Origin of the sequence: Kitasatospora sp. NPDC056138 (assembly GCF_042264695.1) — a bacterium.
Taxonomy (GTDB): Bacteria; Actinomycetota; Actinomycetes; order Streptomycetales; family Streptomycetaceae; genus Kitasatospora.
Genome location: NZ_JBHJVK010000003.1, coordinates 199,314 through 222,926 on the forward strand (window position 1 = coordinate 199,314; position 23,613 = coordinate 222,926).

The 23,613-nt window shown below is 72.1% G+C and carries 13 protein-coding genes; 3 read left to right on the top strand and 10 right to left on the bottom strand.

Features of this window, described 5'->3' with window-relative positions; genetic code table 11:
* The first annotated feature begins 68 nt into the window (after nt 1–68).
* Together ACFC1R_RS03815 and ACFC1R_RS03820 are read left to right on the top strand one after the other, a co-directional pair.
* On the top strand, nt 69–614 hold the full coding sequence (locus tag ACFC1R_RS03815; protein ID WP_375932113.1) for a DUF6114 domain-containing protein: 546 nt from the start codon (nt 69–71) through the stop codon (nt 612–614).
* Complete coding sequence (locus tag ACFC1R_RS03820) at nt 611–2,002, top strand: hypothetical protein (protein WP_375932116.1); 1,392 nt, start codon at nt 611–613, stop codon at nt 2,000–2,002. Before ACFC1R_RS03815 ends, ACFC1R_RS03820 begins: the two co-directional genes overlap by 4 nt.
* A gap of 72 nt (nt 2,003–2,074) precedes the next feature.
* Here the strand turns inward: ACFC1R_RS03820 and pyk are convergent, their stop codons facing one another.
* The 8 genes from pyk to ACFC1R_RS03860 form a co-directional block, all read right to left on the bottom strand.
* On the bottom strand, nt 2,075–3,505 hold the full coding sequence (pyk, locus tag ACFC1R_RS03825) for a pyruvate kinase (RefSeq protein ID WP_375932119.1): 1,431 nt from the start codon (nt 3,503–3,505) through the stop codon (nt 2,075–2,077).
* Between the two features lie 102 nt (nt 3,506–3,607).
* Nucleotides 3,608–4,816: an acetate kinase gene (locus tag ACFC1R_RS03830; protein WP_375932122.1), complete on the bottom strand. Its 1,209-nt coding sequence runs from the start codon at nt 4,814–4,816 to the stop codon at nt 3,608–3,610.
* Complete coding sequence (gene pta / locus ACFC1R_RS03835; protein WP_375932125.1) at nt 4,813–6,969, bottom strand: phosphate acetyltransferase; 2,157 nt, start codon at nt 6,967–6,969, stop codon at nt 4,813–4,815. The genes ACFC1R_RS03830 and pta overlap by 4 nt, the downstream gene beginning before the upstream one ends.
* Before the next feature lie 210 nt (nt 6,970–7,179).
* On the bottom strand, nt 7,180–8,109 hold the full coding sequence (locus tag ACFC1R_RS03840; RefSeq protein WP_375932128.1) for an undecaprenyl-diphosphate phosphatase: 930 nt from the start codon (nt 8,107–8,109) through the stop codon (nt 7,180–7,182).
* A 229-nt stretch (nt 8,110–8,338) separates the two neighbouring features.
* Nucleotides 8,339–10,789, bottom strand: coding sequence for a 1,4-alpha-glucan branching protein GlgB (gene glgB, locus ACFC1R_RS03845; protein WP_375932131.1), 2,451 nt, complete (start codon nt 10,787–10,789; stop codon nt 8,339–8,341).
* 73 nt (nt 10,790–10,862) lie between these two features.
* Entirely contained in the window at nt 10,863–12,353 is a 1,491-nt protein-coding gene (locus tag ACFC1R_RS03850) for a maltokinase (protein ID WP_375932134.1), read from the bottom strand.
* A gap of 267 nt (nt 12,354–12,620) precedes the next feature.
* The gene (treS, locus tag ACFC1R_RS03855; RefSeq protein ID WP_375932137.1) at nt 12,621–14,324 is read right to left on the bottom strand and encodes a maltose alpha-D-glucosyltransferase; all 1,704 of its coding nucleotides are present in this window, start codon (nt 14,322–14,324) and stop codon (nt 12,621–12,623) included.
* Nucleotides 14,321–16,276, bottom strand: a complete 1,956-nt coding sequence (locus tag ACFC1R_RS03860; protein WP_375932140.1) for an alpha-1,4-glucan--maltose-1-phosphate maltosyltransferase — start codon at nt 16,274–16,276, stop codon at nt 14,321–14,323. Before ACFC1R_RS03860 ends, treS begins: the two co-directional genes overlap by 4 nt.
* Before the next feature lie 842 nt (nt 16,277–17,118).
* Here ACFC1R_RS03860 and glgP point away from each other — a divergent pair.
* The gene (gene glgP, locus ACFC1R_RS03865) at nt 17,119–19,824 is read left to right on the top strand and encodes an alpha-glucan family phosphorylase (RefSeq protein WP_375932143.1); all 2,706 of its coding nucleotides are present in this window, start codon (nt 17,119–17,121) and stop codon (nt 19,822–19,824) included.
* A 71-nt stretch (nt 19,825–19,895) separates the two neighbouring features.
* Here glgP and ACFC1R_RS03870 read toward each other — a convergent pair whose 3' ends face one another.
* Together ACFC1R_RS03870 and ACFC1R_RS03875 are read right to left on the bottom strand one after the other, a co-directional pair.
* Complete coding sequence (locus ACFC1R_RS03870) at nt 19,896–21,785, bottom strand: ABC transporter ATP-binding protein (RefSeq protein WP_375932146.1); 1,890 nt, start codon at nt 21,783–21,785, stop codon at nt 19,896–19,898.
* Entirely contained in the window at nt 21,785–23,587 is a 1,803-nt protein-coding gene (locus ACFC1R_RS03875; protein ID WP_375932149.1) for an ABC transporter ATP-binding protein, read from the bottom strand. The genes ACFC1R_RS03870 and ACFC1R_RS03875 overlap by 1 nt, the downstream gene beginning before the upstream one ends.
* Nucleotides 23,588–23,613 lie beyond the last annotated feature (26 nt).

Consider the following 23,613-nt stretch of genomic DNA (forward strand, 5'->3'; position numbering starts at 1 on the left):
TGGCGATGTCGCCGTCCCTGCCGTACCACCTGTTCGTCCCTCGTTACCGCAATCGAGGAGCTCGTATCGTGTCCAGCGCAACTGCCATCGAGTGGCCCGAAGGGGCGAGCGGCTTCGGTCGGCTCCGACTGCGATTCCGGGCCTGGCGCCGTACCCGGCCGTTCTGGGGCGGTCTGCTGGCCGTGATCGCCGGCCTCCCGATCCTGTACTTCCCCTATGCGAACCTGCAGTTGGGGCAGCTGACCGTCACGATGGCCACCACGGCCGGCGCCGGATCGATGCTCATCGGGCTCCTGATGATGACCCTGGGCGTGACGTCCTGGTTCCAGCCGCTGGTACGGATCTTCTGCGGTGTCGCCGTCACCATCCTGTCCCTGGTCTCCGTCCCGGTCTCCAACCTGGGCGGTTTCGGGGTGGGTCTGATCCTCGGCCTGGTCTCCGGAGGGCTGCTCTGCGCCTGGGCCCCGCTGAAGCAGTCGGCCGCCCCGGTGGGCGGGTCGGCCGAGGCGGCGGAGCACGGCACCGCCGAGTACGCCGCCGCGCCCGTCGAGCCGGTCCAGGCCGCGCAGCCGACGGTGTCCGTGGAGCAGGCCGACCCCGGGGAGCAGCGGTGACCGGCAGCGGCGAGGAGCCGGTCGCCCGGGTGCCGGGCCCCCGGCACGCCGCGCCCCGGGTCAGTGCCAGGACCCGCCTGCGGGGTAAGGCACTGGCGATTGCGGCCGTACCCACGGTGCTGCTGATGGGGACCATTCCGAGCATTGCCATGGCCGATGTCCAGAAGGACAGCGGGTGTCCCACCGCCCCCGACACGGTGCTCGAAGAGACGCCGGTGCCGAAGAGCGAGATCACCCCGGTGCCGGACCCCACGCCGACGTCCACGAAGAGCGCGCAGCCCACCGAGCGTCCCGGTCCGCAGGAACAGCAGCGGACCGCGCAGTCGTCGCCGACCGCCACGCCGCAGCCGACCGTCGGCGCCACTGCGACCACGCACCCCCGGCCCCAGCAGGCGGCGGCGACCGGCTCGCCCGCCCCGAAGCCCGATGCGTCGGCCGCCGTGCCGGCCGCCGCGGACTCCGTCGCGAAGGCCGACCCCAAGGCCGGGGCGGTCCGGCCGGCCGGTCTCCTGGACGACATCCTCGACCCGATCCTGCACCTGGGCGGTCACCGGACGTCGACCCCGACTCCGACGCCGACCCCCACGCCGCGGTCCACCCCGGCGCCGGCCGGGTCGGCCACACCCGCCAAGACCGCCACCGAGGCGCCCGGCCCGCGGACCCCCGAGGCCGACCCGCAGGCCCCGTCGCCCGGCCCGACCGGGACGGCCACCGCGACCGCCTCGGCGCCTTCGGAGTCCTCCAAGCCCTCGGAGCCCGCCGCGGACCCGTCCCCGAGCGCGAGCCCGTCCGGCGGGCCCGGGTCCACCGCCGGCCCCTCGTCGTCCTCCTCGCCCGGCAAGGACCCGAACTGCCAGGTGGACACCCGGGGCCTGGCCGCCGCCAAGGCGGAGCAGGGCCGGGTCGTCCCGGAGCAGAACTGGACGCTGCACTCGTCCACGCTCGGCCTGTACGGCGCGAAGTTCTACGGCGTGGTGGACGTCCGCACGGCGACCACCACCAAGCGGGTGCTGAAGTTCATGGTGGACCGGGTCGACATCGGCGATCTCGACATGTCGACACTGGAGGGCAACGGTGTGACCTTCCACGTGAAGGGCGCTCCCGGCTCGACCTCCACGCTGCGCAACGGCGAGGTGACCATGTACGTGGAGCGGCTCTCCGGCCACCTCAGCAAGATCCTCGGCCTGCCGATCCCGATCGACCTCGGCGAGATCACGCTGACCCCGGACACCCTGCCGCAGTGGCTGTACGACCTGATCGGCAGCATCCCGATCCCGCTCGACCTGGAACTGAAGCAGGTCACCGCGGTCCAGGCGGGCCAGTTCGGCGGCACCCTGCACATCCCGGGCATGCAGATGTACAACGACAACCTCCCCTACGGGCAGTAGCCGGCCGGGGAACGCCGGTGGGGCGCGCCCTCCGTCACGGACGGGAGGCGCGCCCCACGGCGCTACCGGGGACTACAGCCCGGCGCGGGCGCCCAGGTGGTGCACCTGGACCATGTTGGTGTTGCCGGGGATGCCGGGCGGCGAACCGGCGGTGACGATGACCGTGTCGCCCTCGTTGAGCCGCTTCATGCTCAGCAGCTCCTGGTCGACCTGGACCACCATCTCGTCGGTGGTGGCGACCTGCTCGGTCACGTACGCCTCGACGCCCCAGCTCAGCGAGAGCTGGTTGCGGGTGGCGGTGTCCGGGGTGAAGGCGATCACCGGGATCGGCGAGCGGTAGCGGGACAGGCGGCGGGCGGTGTCGCCGGACTTGGTGAACGCGACCAGGGACTTGGCGTTCAGGAAGTCGCCCAGCTCGCACGCGGCGCGGGCGATCGAACCGCCCTGGGTGCGCGGCTTGCGGCCCGGGTTCAGCGGCTGGAGACCCTGCGAGAGCATCTCCTCCTCGGCCTTCTCGGCGATCCGGCTCATGGTCTTGACCGTCTCGACCGGGTACTTGCCGACGCTGGACTCGGCGGAGAGCATGACCGCGTCCGCGCCGTCCAGGATGGCGTTGGCGACGTCCGAGACCTCGGCGCGGGTCGGCCGGGAGGCGTGGATCATCGACTCCATCATCTGGGTGGCGACGATGACCGGCTTGGCGTTCCGGCGGGCCAGCGTGATCAGCTTCTTCTGGACCAGCGGCACCCGCTCCAGCGGGTACTCGACGGCGAGGTCGCCACGGGCCACCATGATGGCGTCGAAGGCGAGGACGATCTCCTCCATGGCCTCGACGGCCTGCGGCTTCTCGATCTTGGCGATGACCGGGACGCGGATGCCGACCTCGTCCATCACCTTGTGGACGTCCTCGATGTCCGCGGCGTTGCGGACGAAGGAGAGCGCGACCATGTCGACGCCCATGCGGAGCGCGAAGCGCAGGTCGTCCTTGTCCTTCTCGGACAGGGCCGGCACGTTCACGGCCGCGCCGGGGAGGTTGATCCCCTTGTTGTTCGAGAGCACGCCGCCCTCGATGACCACGGTCTTCACCCGCGGGCCGTCGACGCTGACGACCTCCAGGGCGATGACGCCGTCGTTGATCAGAACCGGGTCGCCGGGCTTCACGTCGCCCGGGAGGCCCTTGTAGGTGGTGCCGCAGATGTGCTGGTCGCCCGGCACGTCCTCGGTGGTGATGGTGAACTCGTCGCCGTTGTCGACGGTGACCGGGCCGTTGGCGAAGGTCGCCAGTCGGATCTTCGGGCCCTGGAGGTCGGCCAGCACGCCGATGGTGCGGCCGGTGTCCTCGGACACCTGGCGGACCTTGCGGTACCGCTCCTCGTGCTCGGCGTGCGAGCCGTGGCTCATGTTGAGTCGGGCGACGTTCATGCCCGCTTCGACGATGGCCTTCAGCTGTTCGTAGGAGTCCGTCGCCGGACCCAGGGTGCAGACAATTTTCGCTCGGCGCATATCGGTCAGTCTATCCGTTCGTGTTATAGACGCATTTGGCGCGAATGCTGAGGTATCGCCAACGAACCGTCTCGACCGGTGGGACGTCGGGCTGATACGGGCTCAGCTCGTAGCGTGCACCAGGGCGAAGGCCTGCCGGGCGATCTCCAGTTCCTCGTCCGTCGGCACCACGGCCACCGTCACCCGTGCGTACTCCGGGGAGATCACCCGGGCCTCGCGCGAGCGGACCGAGTTCAGCTCGGGGTCCACCGCGATGCCCAGCTCCTCCAGGCCCGCGGTGGCCGCGGCCCGCACCGGCGCGGCGTTCTCGCCGACCCCGGCCGTGAAGGCGATCGCGTCCACCCGGCCGAGCACGGCGTAGTACCCGCCGATGTACTTGCGCAGCCGGTGGATGTACGCGTCGAAGGCCAGCCGGGCGTCGGCGTCGCCCTCGTCGGCGCGGCGCATGATCTCGCGCATGTCGTTGTCCCCGCACAGGCCGAGCAGGCCGCTGCGGCGGTTCAGCAGGTCGTCGATCTCGTCGATGCCCAGGCCGCCGACCCGGTGCAGGTGGAAGACCACGCCCGCGTCCACGTCACCCGAACGGGTGCCCATGACCAGGCCCTCCAGCGGAGTCAGGCCCATCGAGGTGTCCAGGCAGACGCCGCCGGAGACGGCCGAGGCCGAAGCGCCGTTGCCCAGGTGCAGCACGATCACGTTCAGCTCGGCCGGGTCCTTGCCGAGCAGTGCGGCGGTGGCCCGGGAGACGTACTGGTGCGAGGTGCCGTGGAAGCCGTAGCGGCGGACCCGGTGCTCGTCGGCCACCGCCTTGTCGATCGCGTAGCGGGCCGCGTACTCCGGCATGCCCGCGTGGAAGGCGGTGTCGAAGACGGCCACCTGCGGCAGGTCCGGGCGCAGCCGGCGGGCCACCTCGATGCCGGTGATGTTGGCCGGGTTGTGCAGCGGGGCGACCGGGATCAGCCGGCGGATCTCGGTGAGCACCTCGTCGGTGATCAGCGTCGGGGCGGTGAACCGCTTGCCGCCGTGCACCACGCGGTGGCCGATCGCGGCCAGCCCGGGCGAGTCCAGGCCGGTCCCGTCGGCGGCGAGCTCCTCGGCGACCGCCTTCAGCGCGGCGGCGTGGTCCGGGAAGGCCTGCAGGGTCTCCCGCTCGGGGCCGCCCTGCGGGGTGTGCACGAGCCGCCCGCCCGCCTCGCCGATCCGCTCCACCAGGCCGAAGGCCGGCCGGGAGCCGTCGAGCATGTCGATCAGCTGGTACTTGACCGACGAGGAGCCGGCGTTGAGGACGAGTACCCGGGTGCCTGCACTCACTGTCCGGCTCCTTCCGAAGGGCTCTGGGACCGGCCCTGGGGCCGGCCCTGGGACTGGATGGCCGTGATCGCCACGGTGTTGACGATGTCGTGGACCAGGGCACCGCGCGACAGGTCGTTGACCGGCTTGCGCAGCCCCTGGAGCACCGGGCCGACCGCCACCGCGCCGGCCGAGCGCTGCACGGCCTTGTAGGTGTTGTTGCCGGTGTTGAGGTCCGGGAAGATCAGCACGGTCGCCCGCCCGGCCACCGCCGAGCCCGGCAGCTTGGTGGCCGCGACCCGGGCGTCCACTGCGGCGTCGTACTGGATCGGGCCCTCGACCAGGAGGTCCGGGCGCAGCTCGCGGACGATCTCGGTGGCCTTGCGGACCTTGTCCACGTCCGCGCCCGAGCCCGAGGTGCCGGTCGAGTACGAGAGCATCGCGACCCGCGGCTCGACGCCGAACTGGGCGGCGGTCTCGGCGGACTGGACGGCGATGTCGGCCAGCTGCTGGGCGTCCGGGTCCGGGTTGACCGCGCAGTCGCCGTAGACCAGCACCCGGTCGGCCAGGCACATGAAGAAGACCGAGGAGACGATCGCGGCGCCCGGCGAGGTCTTGATCACCTCGAAGGCGGGACGGATGGTCGCGGCGGTGGAGTGCACCGCACCGGAGACCATGCCGTCGGCGATGCCCTCCTGCACCATCAGGGTGCCGAAGTAGGAGACGTCCGTGACCACGTCCAGGGCCAGCTCGACCGTCATGCCCTTGTGGGCGCGCAGCCTGGCGTACAGCTCGGCGAACTGCCGGCGCAGCGGGCTGGTCGCCGGGTCGACGATGTGCACCTGGGCGCGGTGGGCGGCGGCCTCCTCGTACGGGAGGTCGATGCCCAGGCCCGCGGCCTTGCGGCGGATCGCCTCCGGCTCGCCGAGCAGGGTGAGGTCGCAGATGTTGCGGCGCAGCAGGACCTCGGCGGCGCGCAGCACCCGCTCCTCGGTGCCCTCGGGCAGCACGACGTGCCGGCGTTCGCCGCGGGCACGCTCCAGCAGCGCGTGCTCGAACATCATCGGGGTAACCCGCTCGGACCGGCTCAGCTCGATCCGACTGGTCAACTCGGCGGTGTCCACGTGGAGTTCGAAGAGTCCGAGGGCGATCTCGGCCTTCCGGGGGCTGGCCGGGCCGAGCTTGCCCTCCAGGTGGGTCAGCGCGGCGGCGGTCAGCCAGCTGCCCTCGGGTACCACGGCGACCGGGGTGCCGGGGGCGAGCCGGGCGGCCAGCGCCATCACGTTCGGGCCCGGGTGCTGGCCGAGCGTCAGCAGGACGCCGGCGATCGGCGGGGCACCGGCGGCGTGCGCGGCGAGCGAGCCCACCATCAGGTCGGCGCGGTCGCCGGGGGTCACCACCAGCGCGCCCTCGGTCAGCGCGTCCAGGAAGGTCGGCAGCATCGCGCCGCCGAAGACGAAGGACCGCACGTCCCGGGCGAGCCCGGCCGCATCGCCGAGCAGCACCTCGGCGCCGGTCGCCTCGACCAGCTGCCCCACGGTCGGCGCGGCCAGCGCCGGCTCCTCGGGGATCACGTACGAGGGGATCGACAGCTTCTCCGTGAGCACCCGCTGGACCTGCTGCTTGGCACCCGGCGCGACCCGGTTGGCGATCATCGCGAGGGTCGAGCAGCCGAGGTCGCGGTAGGCCCGGTGGGCGTTGCGGACCTCGGCGATCACGGCCTGCGGATCCTCGTCGTGGCCGCCGACCACCGGGAGCACCCAGGCGCCGAACTCGTTCGCCAGCCGGGCGTTGAAGGCCAGCTCGTCCGGGATGTTGGTGTCGGCGAAGTCCGTGCCGAGCACCAGCACCGCCTGGCACTTGCGCTCCACCGCGCGGAACCGGTCCACCAGGGCGGACACCAGCTCGTCCTGGCCCTGGGCGGCCTGCAGCGCCGCGGCCTCCTCGTAGGTCAGCCCGTACAGCTCGGAGGGGGAGAGGTCGAGCCGGTACCGGCTGCGGAGCAGTTCCACCACGTGGTCCGATCCGGGCCCGCCGGGGGCGGACGCGTGCACCAGCGGCCGGAAGACGCCGACCCGGTCCACCTGGCGGGTGAGCAGTTCCATGACCCCGAGCTCCACGGCCTGCCGGCCGTCCCCCCGGTCGATCCCGGTCACGTACACGCTGCGCGCCACGTGGCAATCTCCGTTTCGTCGGCATGATCAGCAAGAAGAAGACATATCGACCATACATTCGTACCGAAGATCTTCGCCCGCAGATGAGACGGACCGGATCGGGCAAGGGACGACGGTCCCCGGAGGGAGGGACCAAAGGCCCGGACCGCGCGTCCTCGGAGCGCGTGCCCGGCTGCGCCGGCAGGCCGGACCGGGCCCCACCGCCGGCCCTCAGACGTTGAACCAGGCCAGGCAGCCGAGGCCGGCCACGGTGCAGTAGACCGCGAACGGCGTCAGGCTGCGGGTCTCGAAGTACTTGGTGAGGAAGCGGACCGAGACGTACCCGGCGACGAAGGCCGCCAGGCTGCCGGCCAGCAGCGGGCCGCGCACCGCGGCGTTCTCCGGCTTGAGCAGCTCGGGGAGCTTGAGCGCGGAGGCGGCCAGGATGACCGGGGTGGCGAGCAAGAAGGAGAACCGGGCGGCGTCCTCGTGGCCCAGACCGCGCAGCACGCCGGTGCTCATGGTGACGCCGGAGCGGCTGATGCCGGGGAAGAGGGCGAGGATCTGCGCGGCGCCGATCCAGGCGCCCTGGCGGTAGCTAAGCCGGGCGATCCGCCGGTCGGAGTCGAGGGCCGGATCGGTGTCAGGGACGTGCGCCGGGGTGTGGGCCACGGGGTGCTGTCCGGCCCTGCGGCGTCCGGTGCCGCCGCGCTTGAGCCGCTCGGCGCCGAGCAGTACCAGGCCGTTGAGGGCGAGGAAGGCGGCGGCCGGGGTGGGCTTGCCGAGGGCGTCGCGCAGCAGGTGGTCGAGCGCGAGTCCGGCGATGCCGACCGGGATGGTGGAGACCACCAGCAGCCAGGCCAGCTTCTGGTCGGGCGAGCTGACCTCGCGGTCGCGGATCGAGCTGAACAGCCCGCGGATGATCCGGATCCAGTCCCGCCGGAAGAACACCACCAGGGCCAGTGCGGTGGCCAGGTGCAGGCCCACCAGCACGGCCAGGTACGGCGATCCGTCGGCGGTGACGTCCAGGTCGGCCCTGGTCTGCCCGCCGATCAGGGCGGGTATCAGGATGCTGTGGCCGAGACTGGACACCGGGAAGAGCTCGGTGACGCCCTGCAACAGGCCCACACCGACGGATTCCACGTAGGTCAGGGACGACATCACACACTCTCGGCTCTGCGGTACGGCTCTCGGCGGGCGCGACAACGCACCCCGGACACGCGTCCGGAGGGTCGGCCGTCGCGAACGTACTACGGCGCCGTAGACGTGTGGATGTCGTTCCCCGACTGTTCGCCAAGTGCTCATCAGCCGGCCAATCAGCCGGCCGATCACCCGCCCGGCCGGGCCGGTGGTCAGCCGATCAGCCGGGCGGCCGGGCGCGGCGGGCCGGTCAGGCCGGGCGCAGCCACAGGGTGGCGAGCGGCGGCAGGATCAGTTCGGCGCTGCGGGGCTGGCCGTTCCAGGGAGTGGCCTCGGCCTTGATCGGCTCGGAGTTGGCGATCCCGCTGCCGCCGTACTCCTGCGCGTCGGTGTTGAGCACCTCGCGCCAGAGCTGGTCGGCGCTCCGGAGCGCGGGCAGGCCGGTGCGGTGGCAGTGCCGGACGACGGGGGAGAAGTTGCTGATCGCGACCAGCGGGGTGCCGTCGGCGGCGTAGCGGACGAAGGAGAGCAGGTTGTCGTCGGCCGCGCCGCCGTCCAACCAGCGGAAGCCGTCGGGGGTGGTGTCCTGCTCCCAGAGCGCGGGCGCGTCGCGGTAGACGTGGTTGAGCTCGCGCACCAGGCGCCGGACGCCCCGGTGCTCCTCGGCGGCCGGCCAGCCCTCGTCGAGCACCCACCACTGCGGGCCGTGCTCGTGGTCCCACTCCGCGCCCTGGGCGAACTCCTGTCCCATGAAGAGGAGTTGCTTGCCCGGGTGGGCCCACATGAAGCCGAGGTAGGCGCGGTGGTTGGCGCGCTGCTGCCACCAGTCGCCGGGCATCTTGGCGACCAGCGCCTGCTTGCCGTGGACCACCTCGTCGTGCGAGATCGGCAGGATGTAGTTCTCCGAGTAGGCGTACACCATCGAGAAGGTCATCTCGTTGTGGTGGTACTTGCGGTGCACCGGCTCCTTGGACATGTAGACCAGCGAGTCGTGCATCCAGCCCATGTTCCACTTCAGGCCGAAGCCCAGGCCGCCGCTGTCGGTGGGCCGGGTGACGCCGTCCCAGGCGGTGGACTCCTCGGCGATGGTGACCACCCCGGGGCAGCGGCGGTAGACCGTTGCGTTCATCTCCTGGAGGAAGGACGCGGCGTCCAGGTTCTCCCGGCCGCCGTACCGGTTGGGGCTCCAGCCGCCGCCCTCGCGGGAGTAGTCGAGGTAGAGCATCGAGGCGACCGCGTCCACCCGCAGGCCGTCGATGTGGAACTCCTCGCACCAGTAGACGGCGTTGGCGACCAGGAAGTTGCGGACCTCGGTGCGGCCGTAGTCGAACTCCAGCGTGCCCCAGTCGGGGTGTTCGGCCCGCAGCGGGTCGGCGGGCTCGTAGAGCGGCTCGCCGTCGAAGCGGGCGAGCGCGAAGTCGTCCTTGGGGAAGTGCGCGGGCACCCAGTCGACGATCACGCCGATGCCGTGCCGGTGCAGGGTGTCGATCAGGTACTTGAAGTCGTCGGGGGTGCCGAGCCGGGCGGTGGGCGCGTAGAAGCCGGAGACCTGGTAGCCCCAGGAGCCGCCGAAGGGGTGCTCCATCACCGGCATGAACTCCACGTGGGTGAAGCCCAGGTCCGTGAGGTAGCCGGGGAGCTCCCCGGCGATCTCGCGGTAGTTGGTGAGCTCGGGGCGCCAGGAGGCCAGGTGCAGCTCGTACACCGACATGGGGGTGCGGTGGTGCACGGTGTGCGCGCGCCGGGCCAGCCACTCGGCGTCCTGCCACACGTGCCGGGAGACGGTCACCACCGAGGCGGTGTCCGGCGGGCACTGGGCGGCGCGGGCCAGCGGGTCGGCCTTGCCGAGCACCCAGCCCTGGCGGGTGTGGATCTCGTACTTGTACCGGGCGCCCTCGCCCAGCCCCGGGACGAAGAGCTCCCAGATGCCGGAGGAGCCGAGCGAGCGCATCGGGTGGCCGGTGCCGTCCCAGTGGTTGAAGTCGCCGATCAGCCGGACCCCGACGGCGTTCGGCGCCCAGACGGCGAAGGCGGTGCCCGCGACCCCGTCCACCTCCCGGACGTGCGAGCCGAGCGCCTGCCAGAGCTGTTCGTGCCGGCCCTCGGAGATCAGGTGCAGGTCGAGGTCGCCGAGCGTGGGCCTGGTCCGGTAACCGTCGTGCTGGACCAGCGGACCGCCGCCCGGGTACGTCACCAGCAGCCGGTACGCGGGCACGGTCCGGCCCGGCAGCAGGCCGGTGAACAGGCCGCCCTGCAGGTGCGTCAGTTCGACCGGGCCGTGCTCGGTCTCCACCACCACCCGCTCCGCGAACGGGCGGAGCACCCGGATCGCGATGCCCTCGGAGGTGGGGTGGGCGCCGAGCAGTGCGTGCGGGTCGTGGTGCTCGCCGCGCAGCAGGCGCTCGATCTCGGCCGGCGGCAGCGGCGCCTCCGGGAGCCGCAGCGCCGCCTGCACCACGTCGGAGCGCTCGGCCCGCTCCGGCCGCTCCGGCTCGGGCGATGGCTCGGGCGAGGGCGCGGGCACGGCGGCCGGTCCCGGACCGGGGCCGAGCTCCGGGTCCAGTCCCGCGGGCCGCTCCGCCCGGGCCGGGTCGGCGGACCGTACCGGCGTGCTCTCGCCGGACCTCCCGCCCCGCCCTGGGAGGAAGGTCGCGGGCACGGGGGGCGTGGTGCGGTCGGGCTTCGGGCCGAGCGGAGTCACGGCTGGGTCCTCCTGGGCATCGGTGGCGGGTCGGAGCGGGGGCCCGACCCCGTCCGGGTGGGGTGTTCGGGAGTCAGACGGTCAGGGCCAGGCGGTTGATGGCGGCCAGCGGGATCGGCAGCCAGCTGGGCCGGTGCCGAGCCTCGTAGACCACCTCGTAGACCGCCTTGTCGATCTCCAGCGCGCGCATCAGTTCCGGCGAGGCGGACGGATCGCTCCCGCCGCCGGCGGTGTAACCCGCGCAGTACGCCGTCCGGTTGCGCCCCGCCCAGGCCGCCGCGAGGTGGGCCAGCTCGGGATCGGGCGGCGCTCCGGCGAGGAGGTGGGCGGCGGCGTAGTCGAAGGAGCGCAGCATCGCGGCGACGTCCCGCAGCGCGGGCTGCGGGAGGCGGCGCTCGGCGAGCGGTTTGGCGGGCTCGCCCTCGAAGTCGAGCAGGACCCAGCCGTGCGGGGTGCGCATCGCCTGGCCGAGGTGGAGGTCGCCGTGGATGCGCTGGACCGCGAGCCCGTCCAGGTGGTCGGCGGTCAGCTGCCGGAAGGCGGTGCGCAGCGCGGCCCGGTAGCGCAGCAGGCCGGGGACGGCGGCCACCGCGCTGTCCAGCCGGTCGGCCATGGCCCCGGCGAGCAGGCCGACCTGGGCGCGGTCGAGCCTGGCCACCGGCATGGTGCGGGCGAGCACCCGGTGCACCTCGGCGGTGGCCCGGCCGAGCCGGTGCGCCTCGATCGCGAAGTTGCCGGGGGACGGGTCGCCCTTGAGCCTGGCGACCTGGTCGAGGGCGAGCTCCCAGCCGTCCTCGGCGTCCGGGAGGTAGCGCTGGAGCAGTCCGAGGGTGGCCGGTTCCGATCGCTCCAGGCGGCACTCGAACCAGGCGGCGACCCGGGGGATCCGGGTGGAGCCGGCCCGGGAGAGGGCCAGTGAGAGCTCCAGGTCCGGGTTGGTGCCGGGGCTGATCCGGCGGAACAGCTTGAGGATGAAGGAGGTTCCGTAGATCACCGAGCTGTTGGACTGCTCGGCGGTGGAGGCCCGTCCCGGCAGGTTGCCCGGCAGCCCGGGGCCCGGGGTGCGGCGGAAGGAGAGCGAGCCGAACCGGTCACCGGTGGCCATGTGCTCCAGCAGCCGCCCGGTCAGCTCGGGGTCGTGCACCGCGTCGTAGACCGCCGCGCCGTCGTGCTGGCCGCCGCTGAGCCGCCCGAGCACGGCGGAGGGGGCGATCCCGGTCGACGGCTGCGAGCGGATGCCCAGCAGCAGTTGGTAGATGTCGCCGTAGGCGGCGGACCCGTCACCGGCGTGCTCGACCCTGAGCAGCAGGTGCAGCAGCGTCGGGTCGCCGACCTGGAGCGGAGTGCCGACAACCGGCGTGAGACCGGTGATCGCGCGCCCCTTGCCCGCGTACCACCGCTGGCCGGGCAGCCAGGCGGCGATCAGCGGCAGCGCGGCCTGGACCAGTTCGCTGACCCCGGGGCTGGTTCTCCGGACCCCGGTGCCGCGTGTTCCGACAGGCCCGGGGACCGGCTCCGCGGGATCGCTGTGCACATGGGCTTGAGAACGGGAGGTTTCGGACATGACTCCCTTTCCCCGGAAGCGGGCCGACTGCCCGACGGGTCTGGCCGGGTCCGTCAGTCTTCCGGATTTCGGCGGCGCGACGGCGACGGCACGCGAGCCGGGCTCGGGTGTCACGCCATAGTGTGGGTGGCCGTTGGGCTGTTAGCCGTACGCGGTGGTGCAGAGAGAACCCGGGGGCGCGGGTGGTGGTTCTCGCGCCCCCGGGGGGTGGAACCTGATGGATCGTTACTTCGCGACCGTCTCTCGGCGGTCGCAACCCCACGGGCGTTACTTGGCGCGGGGGTTGCGCAGTTGGAACCAGTAGAAGCCGTGCCCGGCCAGGGTGAGCAGGTAGGGCCACTCGCCGATGGACGGGAAGCGCACGCCGCCGATCAGCTCGACCGGGTACCGCCCCCCGTACCGCCGCAGGTCCAGTTCGGTCGGCTGCGCGAACCGCGAGAAGTTGTTCACGCACATGACCAGGTCGCCCTCGTACTCGCGCACGAAGGCCAGCACCGCGGGGTTGCTGGAGGGCAGCTCGGTGTAGCTGCCGAGGCCGAACGCAGGGTTGAGCTTGCGGATCTCGATCATGCGACGCGTCCAGTGCAGCAGGGAGGACGAACTGCTCTGCTGCGCCTCGACGTTGGTCACCTGGTAGCCGTACACCGGGTCCATGATGGGCGGCAGACTGAGCCTGCCCGGGTCGGCGGAGGAGAAACCCGCGTTGCGGTCGGGCGTCCACTGCATGGGCGTCCGGACGCCGTCCCGGTCGCCCAGCCAGATGTTGTCGCCCATCCCGATCTCGTCGCCGTAGTAGAGCACCGGGGAGCCCGGCAGCGAGAGCAGCAGGGCGGTGAACAGCTCGATCTGGTTGCGGTCGTTCTCCAGCAGCGGGGCGAGCCGCCGGCGGATGCCCACGTTGGCGCGCATCCGCGGGTCCTTGGCGTACTCCGCGTACATGTAGTCGCGCTCCTCGTCGGTGACCATCTCCAGGGTCAACTCGTCGTGGTTGCGCAGGAAGATGCCCCACTGGCAGCCGGACGGGATGGTCGGCGTCTTGGCGAGGATCTCCGAGACCGGGTAGCGGGACTCCCGGCGCACGGCCATGAAGATCCGCGGCATCACCGGGAAGTGGAACGCCATGTGGCACTCGTCGCCGCCGGAGCCGAAGTCGCCGAAGTAGTCGACGACGTCCTCGGGCCACTGGTTGGCCTCGGCGAGCAGCACGGTGTCCGGGTAGTCGGCGTCGATCTCCTTGCGGACCCGTTGCAGGAACTCGTGGGTCTCCGGCAGGTTCTCGCAGTTGGTGCCCTCACGGGCGAACAGGTACGGCACTGCGTCCAGGCGGAAGCCGTCGATGCCGAGGTCCAGCCAGAACCGCAGGCCCGCGATCATCTCCTCCTGCACCCGCGGGTTGTCGTAGTTGAGGTCGGGCTGGTGGGAGAAGAAGCGGTGCCAGAAGTACTGCTTGCGGACCGGGTCGTAGGTCCAGTTGCTGGTCTCGGTGTCGACGAAGATGATCCGGGCGTCGGGGTACTGCTTGTCGTCGTCCGCCCACATGTAGAAGTCGCCGTACGGACCGTCGGGGTCGTTGCGGGAGGCCTGGAACCACGGGTGCTGGTCGCTGGTGTGGTTCATCACGAAGTCGATGATCACGCGCATGCCGCGCTTGTGGGCGGCGTCCACGAACTCCACGAAGTCGGCCAGGTCGCCGAACTCCGGCAGCACCGCCTTGTAGTCGGCCACGTCGTAGCCGCCGTCGCGCAGCGGGGAGGCGAAGAACGGCGGCAGCCAGAGGCAGTCCACCCCGAGCCACTGCAGGTAGTCCAGCTTGGAGGTGAGCCCCTGGAGGTCACCGACCCCGTCGCCGTTGCTGTCCTGGAAGGAGCGCACCAGGACCTCGTAGAAGACCGCGCGCTTGAACCACTCGGGGTCCAGGTTCTTGGGTGAGGTTTCGGCGAAGGTGTCGGCGACGGGCTCGTTGACTGTCACTGAGGGTTCCTCCGAACCGTGAGGATGTGGGCCGGGCCGGTGGCCGGGTCGAGCCGGACGTAGTTGTGCCTGGCCCAGGTGTACGCGGCGCCGGTGAGTTCGTCGTGCACGCTCAGGCTGTGGTCGCCGTCGAGGGTGACGGTGGCCTCCTGGGCGTGGTGCGGGTCGAGGTTGACCACGGTGATCACGTGGTCGGCCAGGCCGTCGGGGGTGGTGGCCTTCTTCGAGTACGCGAGGATCTGCTCGTTGTCGGTGTCGTGGAAGGTGATGTTCCGCAGCTGCTGGAGGGCGGGATGGCGGCGCCGCAGCCGGTTGAGGGTGGTGATCAGCGGGGCCAGGGTGTCCGGGCTGGTCCAGTCGCGCGGCCGTAGCTCGTACTTCTCCGAGTGCAGGTACTCCTCCGACCCGGGCTGGGCCGGCTGGTTCTCGCAGTGCTCGTAGCCCGCGTAGACGCCCCAGGTGGGCGCGAGGGTGGCGGCGAGCGCGGCCCGGACGGCGAACGCGGCCCGGCCGCCGGTCTGCAGGTACTCGGGCAGGATGTCCGGGGTGTTGGCGAAGAAGTTGGGGCGCATGTACGCGGCCGCGTCGCCGGACAGCTCGGTGAGGTACTCGGTGAGCTCCTGCTTGGTGTTGCGCCAGGTGAAGTAGGTGTACGACTGGTGGAAGCCGACCTTCCCGAGGGTGTGCATCATCGCGGGCCGGGTGAACGCCTCGGCCAGGAAGAGCACGTCGGGGTCGGTGCGGGCGATGTCGCCGAGGACCTTCTCCCAGAACGCCACCGGCTTGGTGTGCGGGTTGTCGACCCGGAAGATCCGCACGCCGTGGGCCATCCAGTGCCGCAGCACCCGCAGGGTCTCCTTGACCAGGCCGTCGAAGTCCTGGTCGAAGTTGATCGGGTAGATGTCCTGGTACTTCTTGGGCGGGTTCTCGGCGTACGCGATGGTGCCGTCCAGGCGGTGGGTGAACCACTCGGGGTGCTTGTTGACCCAGGGGTGGTCGGGGGAGCACTGGAGCGCGAAGTCCAGGGCGACCTCCAGGCCGAGACCGCTCGCCTCGGCGACGAAGTGGTCGAAGTCCTCGATGGTGCCGAGGTCGGGGTGGACCGCGTCGTGGCCGCCCTCGGGGGAGCCGATCGCCCAGGGCGAGCCGACGTCGTGCTGACCGGCGGTCAGGGTGTTGTCCGGACCCTTCCGATAGGCGCGTCCGATCGGGTGAATCGGGGGCAGGTAGACGACGTCGAAACCCATCGCGGCGACCGCGGACAGCCGTTCGGCCGCCGTGCGGAAGGTGCCGGAGACCGGCGGGAGGTTGCCGTCCGGGTCCACCACCGCGCCCTCGGAGCGCGGGAAGAACTCGTACCAGGACCCGAACAGCGCCCGGGGCCGGTCCACCTGGAGCGGCAGCGGGCGGGAGGTGCTGACCAGCTCGCGCAGCGGGTAGCGGGCCAGCAGTTCGGTCACCTCGGGCGCGAGCGCGGCGGCCAGCCGGCTGAGCGGGGGCAGCCCGGGGTCGCGCAGCGCGTCCACGGCGGCCAGGACCTGCGCGCGCCCCTCCTTCTTCGGTACGCCTGCGGCGGCGCGTTCGAGCAGGTGCGCGCCCTCCTCCAGGACGAGCGCGGTGTCGATCCCGGCGGGCAGCTTCACCGAGGCGGTCTTGCGCCAGCTCGCGACGGGATCGGACCAGGCCTCCACCAGGTAGGACCAGCGCCCGGGAGCGCTCGGCGCGACGTACGCGCCCCAGCGGTCGGTACCGGGCGCCAGCTCACGCATCGGCGCCCACGGACCGCTGCGGCCGCGCGGGTCGCGCAGCACCACGTTGGCGTTGACCGCGTCGTGGCCCTCGCGGAAGACGGTGGCGGTGACCAGGAAGCTCTCGCCGACCACGGCCTTGGCGGGACGGCGCCCGGCGTCGATCAGGGGGGTGACGTCAAGGACGGGGATGCGGCCGATCACGGTGTCGCTCTCTGTCGTCTTGCGGGCTGGGGCCCTTCGGGAGGTTGACTTCCGGGGGGCGGACGACGTCCGGGGCGTGGACGTCCGGCGGGAACTGCCGACGGCAGCCTGCTGATCAGGAGTCTGACGGCCGGAGGCCCGGCGGGCTGCCGCTCGTGGAGCCGGCAGTGGCGGTTCCACGTCTGAGGGTGTATCGGGCTCGCCCGTCACCGAGATGGACTGGTCCCGTGTGTCGCCGTGCATGCCAAACTCCTGCCCGAGATCGGCGGCAGCTCCCGCGGGCCGGTGCGGGGCCGGGGGAGTACCGGGAGGACTACGTGGGTGAGGGAGGACGTGCGGCCGGAAAGACCTGCCCGCGCCGCCGTGCGCGCGCCCGGCGCGCAGCCCTCGGAGCACGCCCCAGAGTGGCCCAACCCACCCGTGAACGAGTGGATCAAGAGCCAGGACACGCGTGAGGACCACGGCTGAGGCCGAATGGGCTACGAAGGCACTGATGGTTCGTCAACGCAAGAGGTTTCCGGCCGTGGGGCAGCAGGGAGGCGCCACCCGGATCGCACTCCCCGCAGCACCAACGACCTTTGTGCATCCTCGCACCACCGGCAAGCCCTGCGTATGGGTAAGCGCGTGATTTCGGACGGTAGGCAGGGGCATATCGGCCAGCGGAAACGTAGCTGTTCCCGGCTGTTCATGCGCCAGGAGCGCATATGAGCCAAGGAATGCGCCCCCGCACGCCCCCTGTGCGGCCGTGTGCGCCGAATGTGATCTCACCAATAGCCCGAACGAGTGCGCAATACGAAAGGTGACGGCCCATCATCTCCATTGGGGGGTCTAGGCTTCACGCCGTGAAGGCAATCCGCAGATTCACCGTCCGCACCGTCCTGCCCGAACAACTCCAGCCGCTGCACGAACTCGCGCTCAATCTCCGCTGGTCCTGGCATCCGGAGACGAGGGAGCTGTTCCGCTCCGTCGATCCCGAGGTGTGGGCCGCGGTCGGCGAGGACCCGGTGCGGCTGCTCGGCGAGGTCCCGGCGACCCGGCTGGCCGCGCTGGCCGCCGACCGCCGCTTCCTGCGCAGACTAGGCGACCTCCACGACGACCTGCGCGACTACCTGACCGGACCGCGCTGGTACCAGACCGCCCAGCCGCCCGGCGACGAGGGCGGCCCGCTGCCCGCCGCCATCGCCTACTTCTCGCCCGAGTACGGGATCGCCGCCGCACTGCCCCAGTACTCCGGCGGGCTCGGCATTCTGGCGGGGGACCACCTCAAGGCCGCCAGCGACCTGGGGGTGCCGATCATCGGTGTCGGCCTGTTCTACCGGCACGGCTACTTCCGCCAGTCGCTCTCCAGGGACGGCTGGCAGCTGGAGCGCTACCCCCTGCTCGATCCGGACGAACTGGCCGTCAGCCTGCTCCGGGAGGGCGACGGCAGCCCCTGCCGGGTCGACCTGGCCCTCCCGGCCGGACGCACCCTCGCCGCCCACATCTGGAAGGCCCAGGTCGGGCGGGTGCCGCTGCTGCTGCTCGACTCCGACATCGAACCCAACAGCACCGCCGACCGCAACGTCACCGACCGCCTCTACGGCGGTGGCAGCGAGCACCGGCTGCTCCAGGAGATGCTGCTCGGCATCGGCGGCGTCCGCGCCGTCCGCACCTACTGCCGGCTCACCGGCCACCCCGAGCCCGAGGTCTTCCACACCAACGAGGGCCACGCGGGCTTCCTCGGCGTCGAGCGGATCCGCGAACTGATCGACGAGCGGGAGAAGCCCGCCGACGACTCGCCGGGCCTCGGCTTCGCCGCCGCCCTGGAGGCCGTCCGGGCGGGCACCGTCTTCACCACCCACACCCCCGTCCCCGCCGGGATCGACCGCTTCGACCGCGACCTGGTCGCCCGGCACTTCAGCGGCGACGCCGCGCTCGCCGGAGTGCCGGTGGAGCAGGTGCTCGCGCTCGGCGCCGAGACCTGGACGGGCGGCGACCCCAAGCTGTTCAACATGGCGGCCATGGGCCTGCGGCTGGCCCAGCGGGCCAACGGCGTCTCGACCCTGCACGGCGAGGTCAGCCGGTCCATGTTCAACGGGCTGTGGCCCGGCTTCGACGCCACCGAGATCCCGATCACCTCGATCACCAACGGCGTGCACGCCCCCACCTGGATCGACCCGGCCGTGGTCCGGCTCGGCGCCACCGAGATCGGCCTGGAGCGCGCCGAGGACGCCATGATGACCGGCGAGGCCAAGCGCTGGACCGGCCTGGAGCGGATCGGCAACGCCGAGATCTGGGAGCTGCGCCGCACCCTGCGCAGCCAGCTGGTCGAGGAGGCCCGGCACCGGGTGCGCGCCTCCTGGCGCCAGCGCGGTGCGGGCGACGCCGAGCTCGGCTGGGTCTCGGGCACCCTCGACCCGGACGTGCTCACCATCGGCTTCGCCCGGCGGGTCCCCTCGTACAAGCGGCTCACCCTGATGCTGCGCGACCGGGCCAGGCTGCGGGAGCTGCTGCTGCATCCGACCAGGCCGGTGCAGATCGTGGTGGCGGGCAAGGCCCACCCGGCGGACGACGGCGGCAAGCGGCTGATCCAGCAGCTGGTCGCGTTCGCCGACGACCCGGCGGTCCGGCACCGGATCGTCTTCCTGCCCGACTACGACATGGCCATGGCCCAGCACCTCTACCCCGGCTGCGACGTCTGGCTGAACAACCCACTCCGGCCGCTGGAGGCCTGCGGCACGTCCGGGATGAAGGCGGCGCTCAACGGCTGCCTCAACCTCTCCATCCTGGACGGCTGGTGGGACGAGTGGTACGACGGCCAGAACGGCTGGGCCATCCCGACCGCCGACGGCATCGGCTCCGCGCTCGACCCCGACAGCACCGAGGCCGACCGCAGGGACGACATCGAGGCCGCCGCGCTCTACGACCTGATCGAGCACCAGGTCGCCGCCCGGTTCTACGACCGGGGCGCGGACGGGCTGCCGCACCGCTGGATCGCCATGGTCCGGCACACCCTGGTGACCCTGGGGCCGAAGGTGCTGGCCGGACGGATGGTCCGGGATTACGTCGAGCGGCTGTACGCGCCGGCGGCCGTGGCCCGGCGGGAGCTCAGTGACGGGCTGCCCGGCGGGCCCGGCTACGCCGGGGCACGGGAGCTGGCGGAGTGGAAGTCCAGGGTCCGCGAGGGCTGGCCGGCCGTCCGGGTCGAGCACGTCGAGGCCGAGGGCCTGGCCGAGGCCCAGGAACTGGGCTCCACGCTCACCCTCCGGGTCCAGGTCTCGCTCGGGCAGCTGGAGTCGGCCGACGTGGAGGTGCAGGTGGTGTCCGGGCGGGTGGACGAGTCCGACGCGATCTCGGACGCCGTCGTCCTGGTGCTCAAGCCGACCGGCGGCGCCGACCTCGACGGCCGCCACCGTTACGAGGGTTCGCTCGAACTCTGCCGCACCGGCCCGTTCGGCTACACCGTCCGGGTCCTCCCCACCCACCGCCTGCTGGCCTCACCGGCCGAGCCGGGCCTGGTCGCGCTGCCCGCGGAGACCGCCGGCATGGAGACCGGTCTGCTGCGGTAGCGCCCGCAGCAGACCGGCCGGGTCCCTCGGGCAGGGGGCGGGCACACCCGGGACGCCCCCGCCCGGGGGCGTCAGACCAGGCTCTCCCGCCAGGCGTGGTGGAGGTCGGCGAACCGGCCGCGGCCGTCGATCAGCTCGGCCGGGGTGCCGTCCTCGACGATCCGGCCCTGGTCCATCACCAGGACGCGGTCGGCGATCTCCACGGTGGAGAGCCGGTGCGCGATGATCACGGCTGTCCGGCCGGCCAGCACGGTCCGCATCGCCCGCTGGACCGCCTGCTCGCCCGGCACGTCCAGCGAGGAGGTGGCCTCGTCCAGGATCAGGACCGCCGGGTCGGCGAGCAGGGCCCGGGCGAAGGCCACCAACTGCCGCTGGCCCGCGGAGATCCGGCCGCCGCGCTTGCGGACGTCGGTGTCGAACCCGTCGGGCAGCGCCGCGATGAACTCGTACGCGCCGATCTCCCGGGCCGCCTGCTCCACCTCCTCACGGGTGGCGCCGGGCCTGCCGATGGCGATGTTCTCGGCGACCGTGCCGGAGAACAGGAAGGACTCCTGGGTCACCATGACCACCCCGCGCCGGAGTCCGGCGGTGGAGAGATCGCGCAGGTCCACGCCGTCCAGGGTGATCCGGCCGCTGGTCGGGTCGTAGAACCGGGCGAGCAGCTTGGCCAGCGTGGACTTGCCGGCGCCGGTCGCGCCGACCACGGCGGTGGTCTGCCCGGCGGGCAGCACCAGGTCGAAGGAGGGCAGCACCTCCTTGCCCGTCCGGTACGCGAAGCGGACCTGCTCGAAGCCCACCTCGCGGCCCTTCAGCGTGTTCGCGGGCAGTTCGAGGGGCGACGCGGGCTCGGCGACCGTGGGCTCGTGGGCGAGCAGACCGGCCATCTTCTCCAGTGCCGCGGCGGCCGACTGGTAGCTGTTCAGGAACATCGCCAGCTGGTCGATCGGGTCGTACAGCCGGCGGAGGTAGAGCACGAACGCGGTGAGCACGCCGAGCTCCAGGCTGCCGTCGCTGACCAGGAAGGCGCCGAGCACCACCACGCCGGTGATCCAGACGTTGGCAGTGGCCCGGGAGAAGCCGACGTACCTGGCCATCTCCAGCAGGCCGTCCGCGGTGGCGGCGGCCGACTGGCGGTTGGTGGTGTCGAAGGCCTCGTTGTTGGCCGCCTCGCGGCGGAACGCCTGGACCGGACGGATGCCGTTCATGGTCTCGCTGAACTTGACGATCAGCCCGGCCGCCGCCGTCCGGGAGCGCCGGTAGACCCGCAGCGAGCGGCGCCGGAACGAGCGGACGATCAGGTACATCGGCAGGAAGGAGACCAGCGCCGCCAGGCCGAGCCGCCAGTCCATCACCAGCAGGACCACGGCGATGTAGCAGACCGACAGGACGACCGTCAGCAGCTCCTGCAGGCCCTCGGAGAGCAGTTCGCGCAGGGCGTCCACGTCGCTGGTCGCCCGGGAGATGATCCGGCCCGAGGTGTAGCGCTCGTGGAAGTCCAGGCCGAGCCGCTGGGCGTGCCGGAAGATCCGGCCGCGCAGGTCGAGCAGGATGTCCTGGTTGATCCGGCCGCTGAGGCGGATGAACGCCCGCTGGAGCACGGTGCTCAGCAGGCCGCAGCCCAGGTAGGCGGCGATCACGGCGACCAGCGGGCCGCTGTCGTGCTCGCGCAGTGCCGGGATGCCCCGGTCCATCGCGAGGGCGACCAGCAGCGGGCCCGACTGCAGCGCGGCCTGCTGGACCATGACCACCAGCATCGCGACGGCGATCCGGCGGCGGTGCGGGCCGAGCAGCTCGCGCAGCAGGGTGCGGGCGGCGCCCGGTGGGACCGGGATGTCCTCGCCCTCGTCGGGCGGCGGGAGCTCCTCGGCCCCGGCGGCCCCGGTCGCGGTGCCGGCGGCCTCGCCGGGCTTGGCGGAATCCTCGGGCTTCTCGGACTTCGCCGGTTCGACGGTGGTGGTCATCAGGCGGGGCTCCCTTCGAGCGCCGGGGCTGCCGGACCGGTGGCGGCCTCGCCCGACATCAGTTCGCGGTAGACCGGCGAACTCTTCAGCAGTTCCTGGTGGGTGCCGACCGCGGCGATCCGGCCCTGGTCCAGGACCGCGACCCGGTCGGCGAGCAGTACGGTGCTCGGCCGGTGCGCCACCACCAGTGCGGTGGTGCCGCCGAGCACCTGGCGGAGCGCCTGCTCGACCAGGGCCTCGGTGTGCACGTCCAGGGCGGAGAGCGGGTCGTCCAGCACCAGGAAGTCCGGCTCGCCGACCACCGCGCGGGCCAGCGCGAGGCGCTGCCGCTGACCGCCGGAGAGGCTCAGTCCCTGTTCGCCGACCTGGGTCTCGACCCCGGCCGGAAGCCGCTCGACGAAGCCGGCCTGGGCGGTGTCCAGCGCGGCGGTGAGCTGTTCGGCGGTGGCGTCCGGCGAGCCCATCAGGACGTTCTCCCGGACCGTGGCGGAGAACAGGGTCGGCTCCTCGAAGGCGACCGACACCAGCTCGCGCAGTCGCGGCCGGGCGATGTCCCGGATGTCGGTGCCGTCCAGGGTGATCCGGCCGCCGGTCGCCTCGTAGAGGCGGGGGAGCAGCGCGGTGAGCGTGGTCTTGCCGCTGCCGGTCGCCCCGACCAGGGCCATCGTCTCGCCGCTGCGGATGTGCAGGTCGACGCCGCGCAACAGGTCGGGGGAGTCGGCGGGGGCGTCCGGGTAGCGGAAGCGCACGCCGCTGAACCGGATGCCCGGCTCGCCCCCGGCCGGGTGTCCGGAGGGCAGGTCGGGGTGCTCGGGCTCGTCCATCACCTCGAAGAACCGGTCCGTGGCGGTGGCGGCCTCGTTGGCGTAGGCGAGCAGCCAGCCGAGCGACTCCACCGGCCAGCGCAGGGCGAGCGCGGTGGAGAGGAAGGCGACCAGGGTGCCGGTGGTGAGCTGGTCGTCGGCGACCCGGATCGCGCCGACCGCCAGCGCGCAGCCGAGGGCGAACTCGGGCAGGCCGACGATCACGGCCCACAGGTTGGCCAGCTGGTCGGCCTTCGCCAGCTCGGTGCCGCGCAGTTCGCGGGTCTGCTGCTTGAAGCGCTCGGCCATGGTGCGGTGGCGGCCGAAGGCCTTGAGGATGCGGATGCCGAGGATGGACTCCTCGATCACGGTGGCCAGGTCGCCGTTCTGGTCCTGGGAGCGGCGGGCGAGCGCGGCGTACCTGGACTCGAAGTGGCGGGTGAGCACCATCAGCGGCACGGCGGGCAGCAGGGTGATCAGTCCGAGGCGCCAGTCCAGGGTGAACATCAGCACCGTACCGGTCAGGAAGACCAGGGAGTTGACGATCAGGAAGACCAGCGGGAAGGTCAGGAACAGCCGCATGGTGAACATGTCGGAGGTGGCCCGGGAGAGCAACTGCCCCGAGGGCCAGCGGTCGTGGAAGGAGACCGGCAGGCGCTGGAGCTTGGCGTAGAGGTCGCCGCGCATGGCGCGTTCCACCCGGGCGAGCGGGCGGGCCACGATCACCCGTCGGACGCCGAACAGGCCGGCCTCGACCAGTCCGAGCAGCAGGAGCAGCCCGGCGAGCGGCCAGAGCGCGCGCAGGTCGTGGTCGGCGATCGGGCCGTCCACGATGCCGCGGAGCACCAGCGGGACGACGAGGACGCTGCCGGAGGCGATCAGCGCTGCGGTGACCGAGCCGACGATCCGCCAGCGGACTTCGTGTGCGTAGGGCCACAGGCGCAGGAGTGAGCGCACCGCGGACCGGTGGACGGGAACGGGAGTTTGGTTCGTGGCCATCGCGGAGAGGGTAGGCGCGGGGCCTG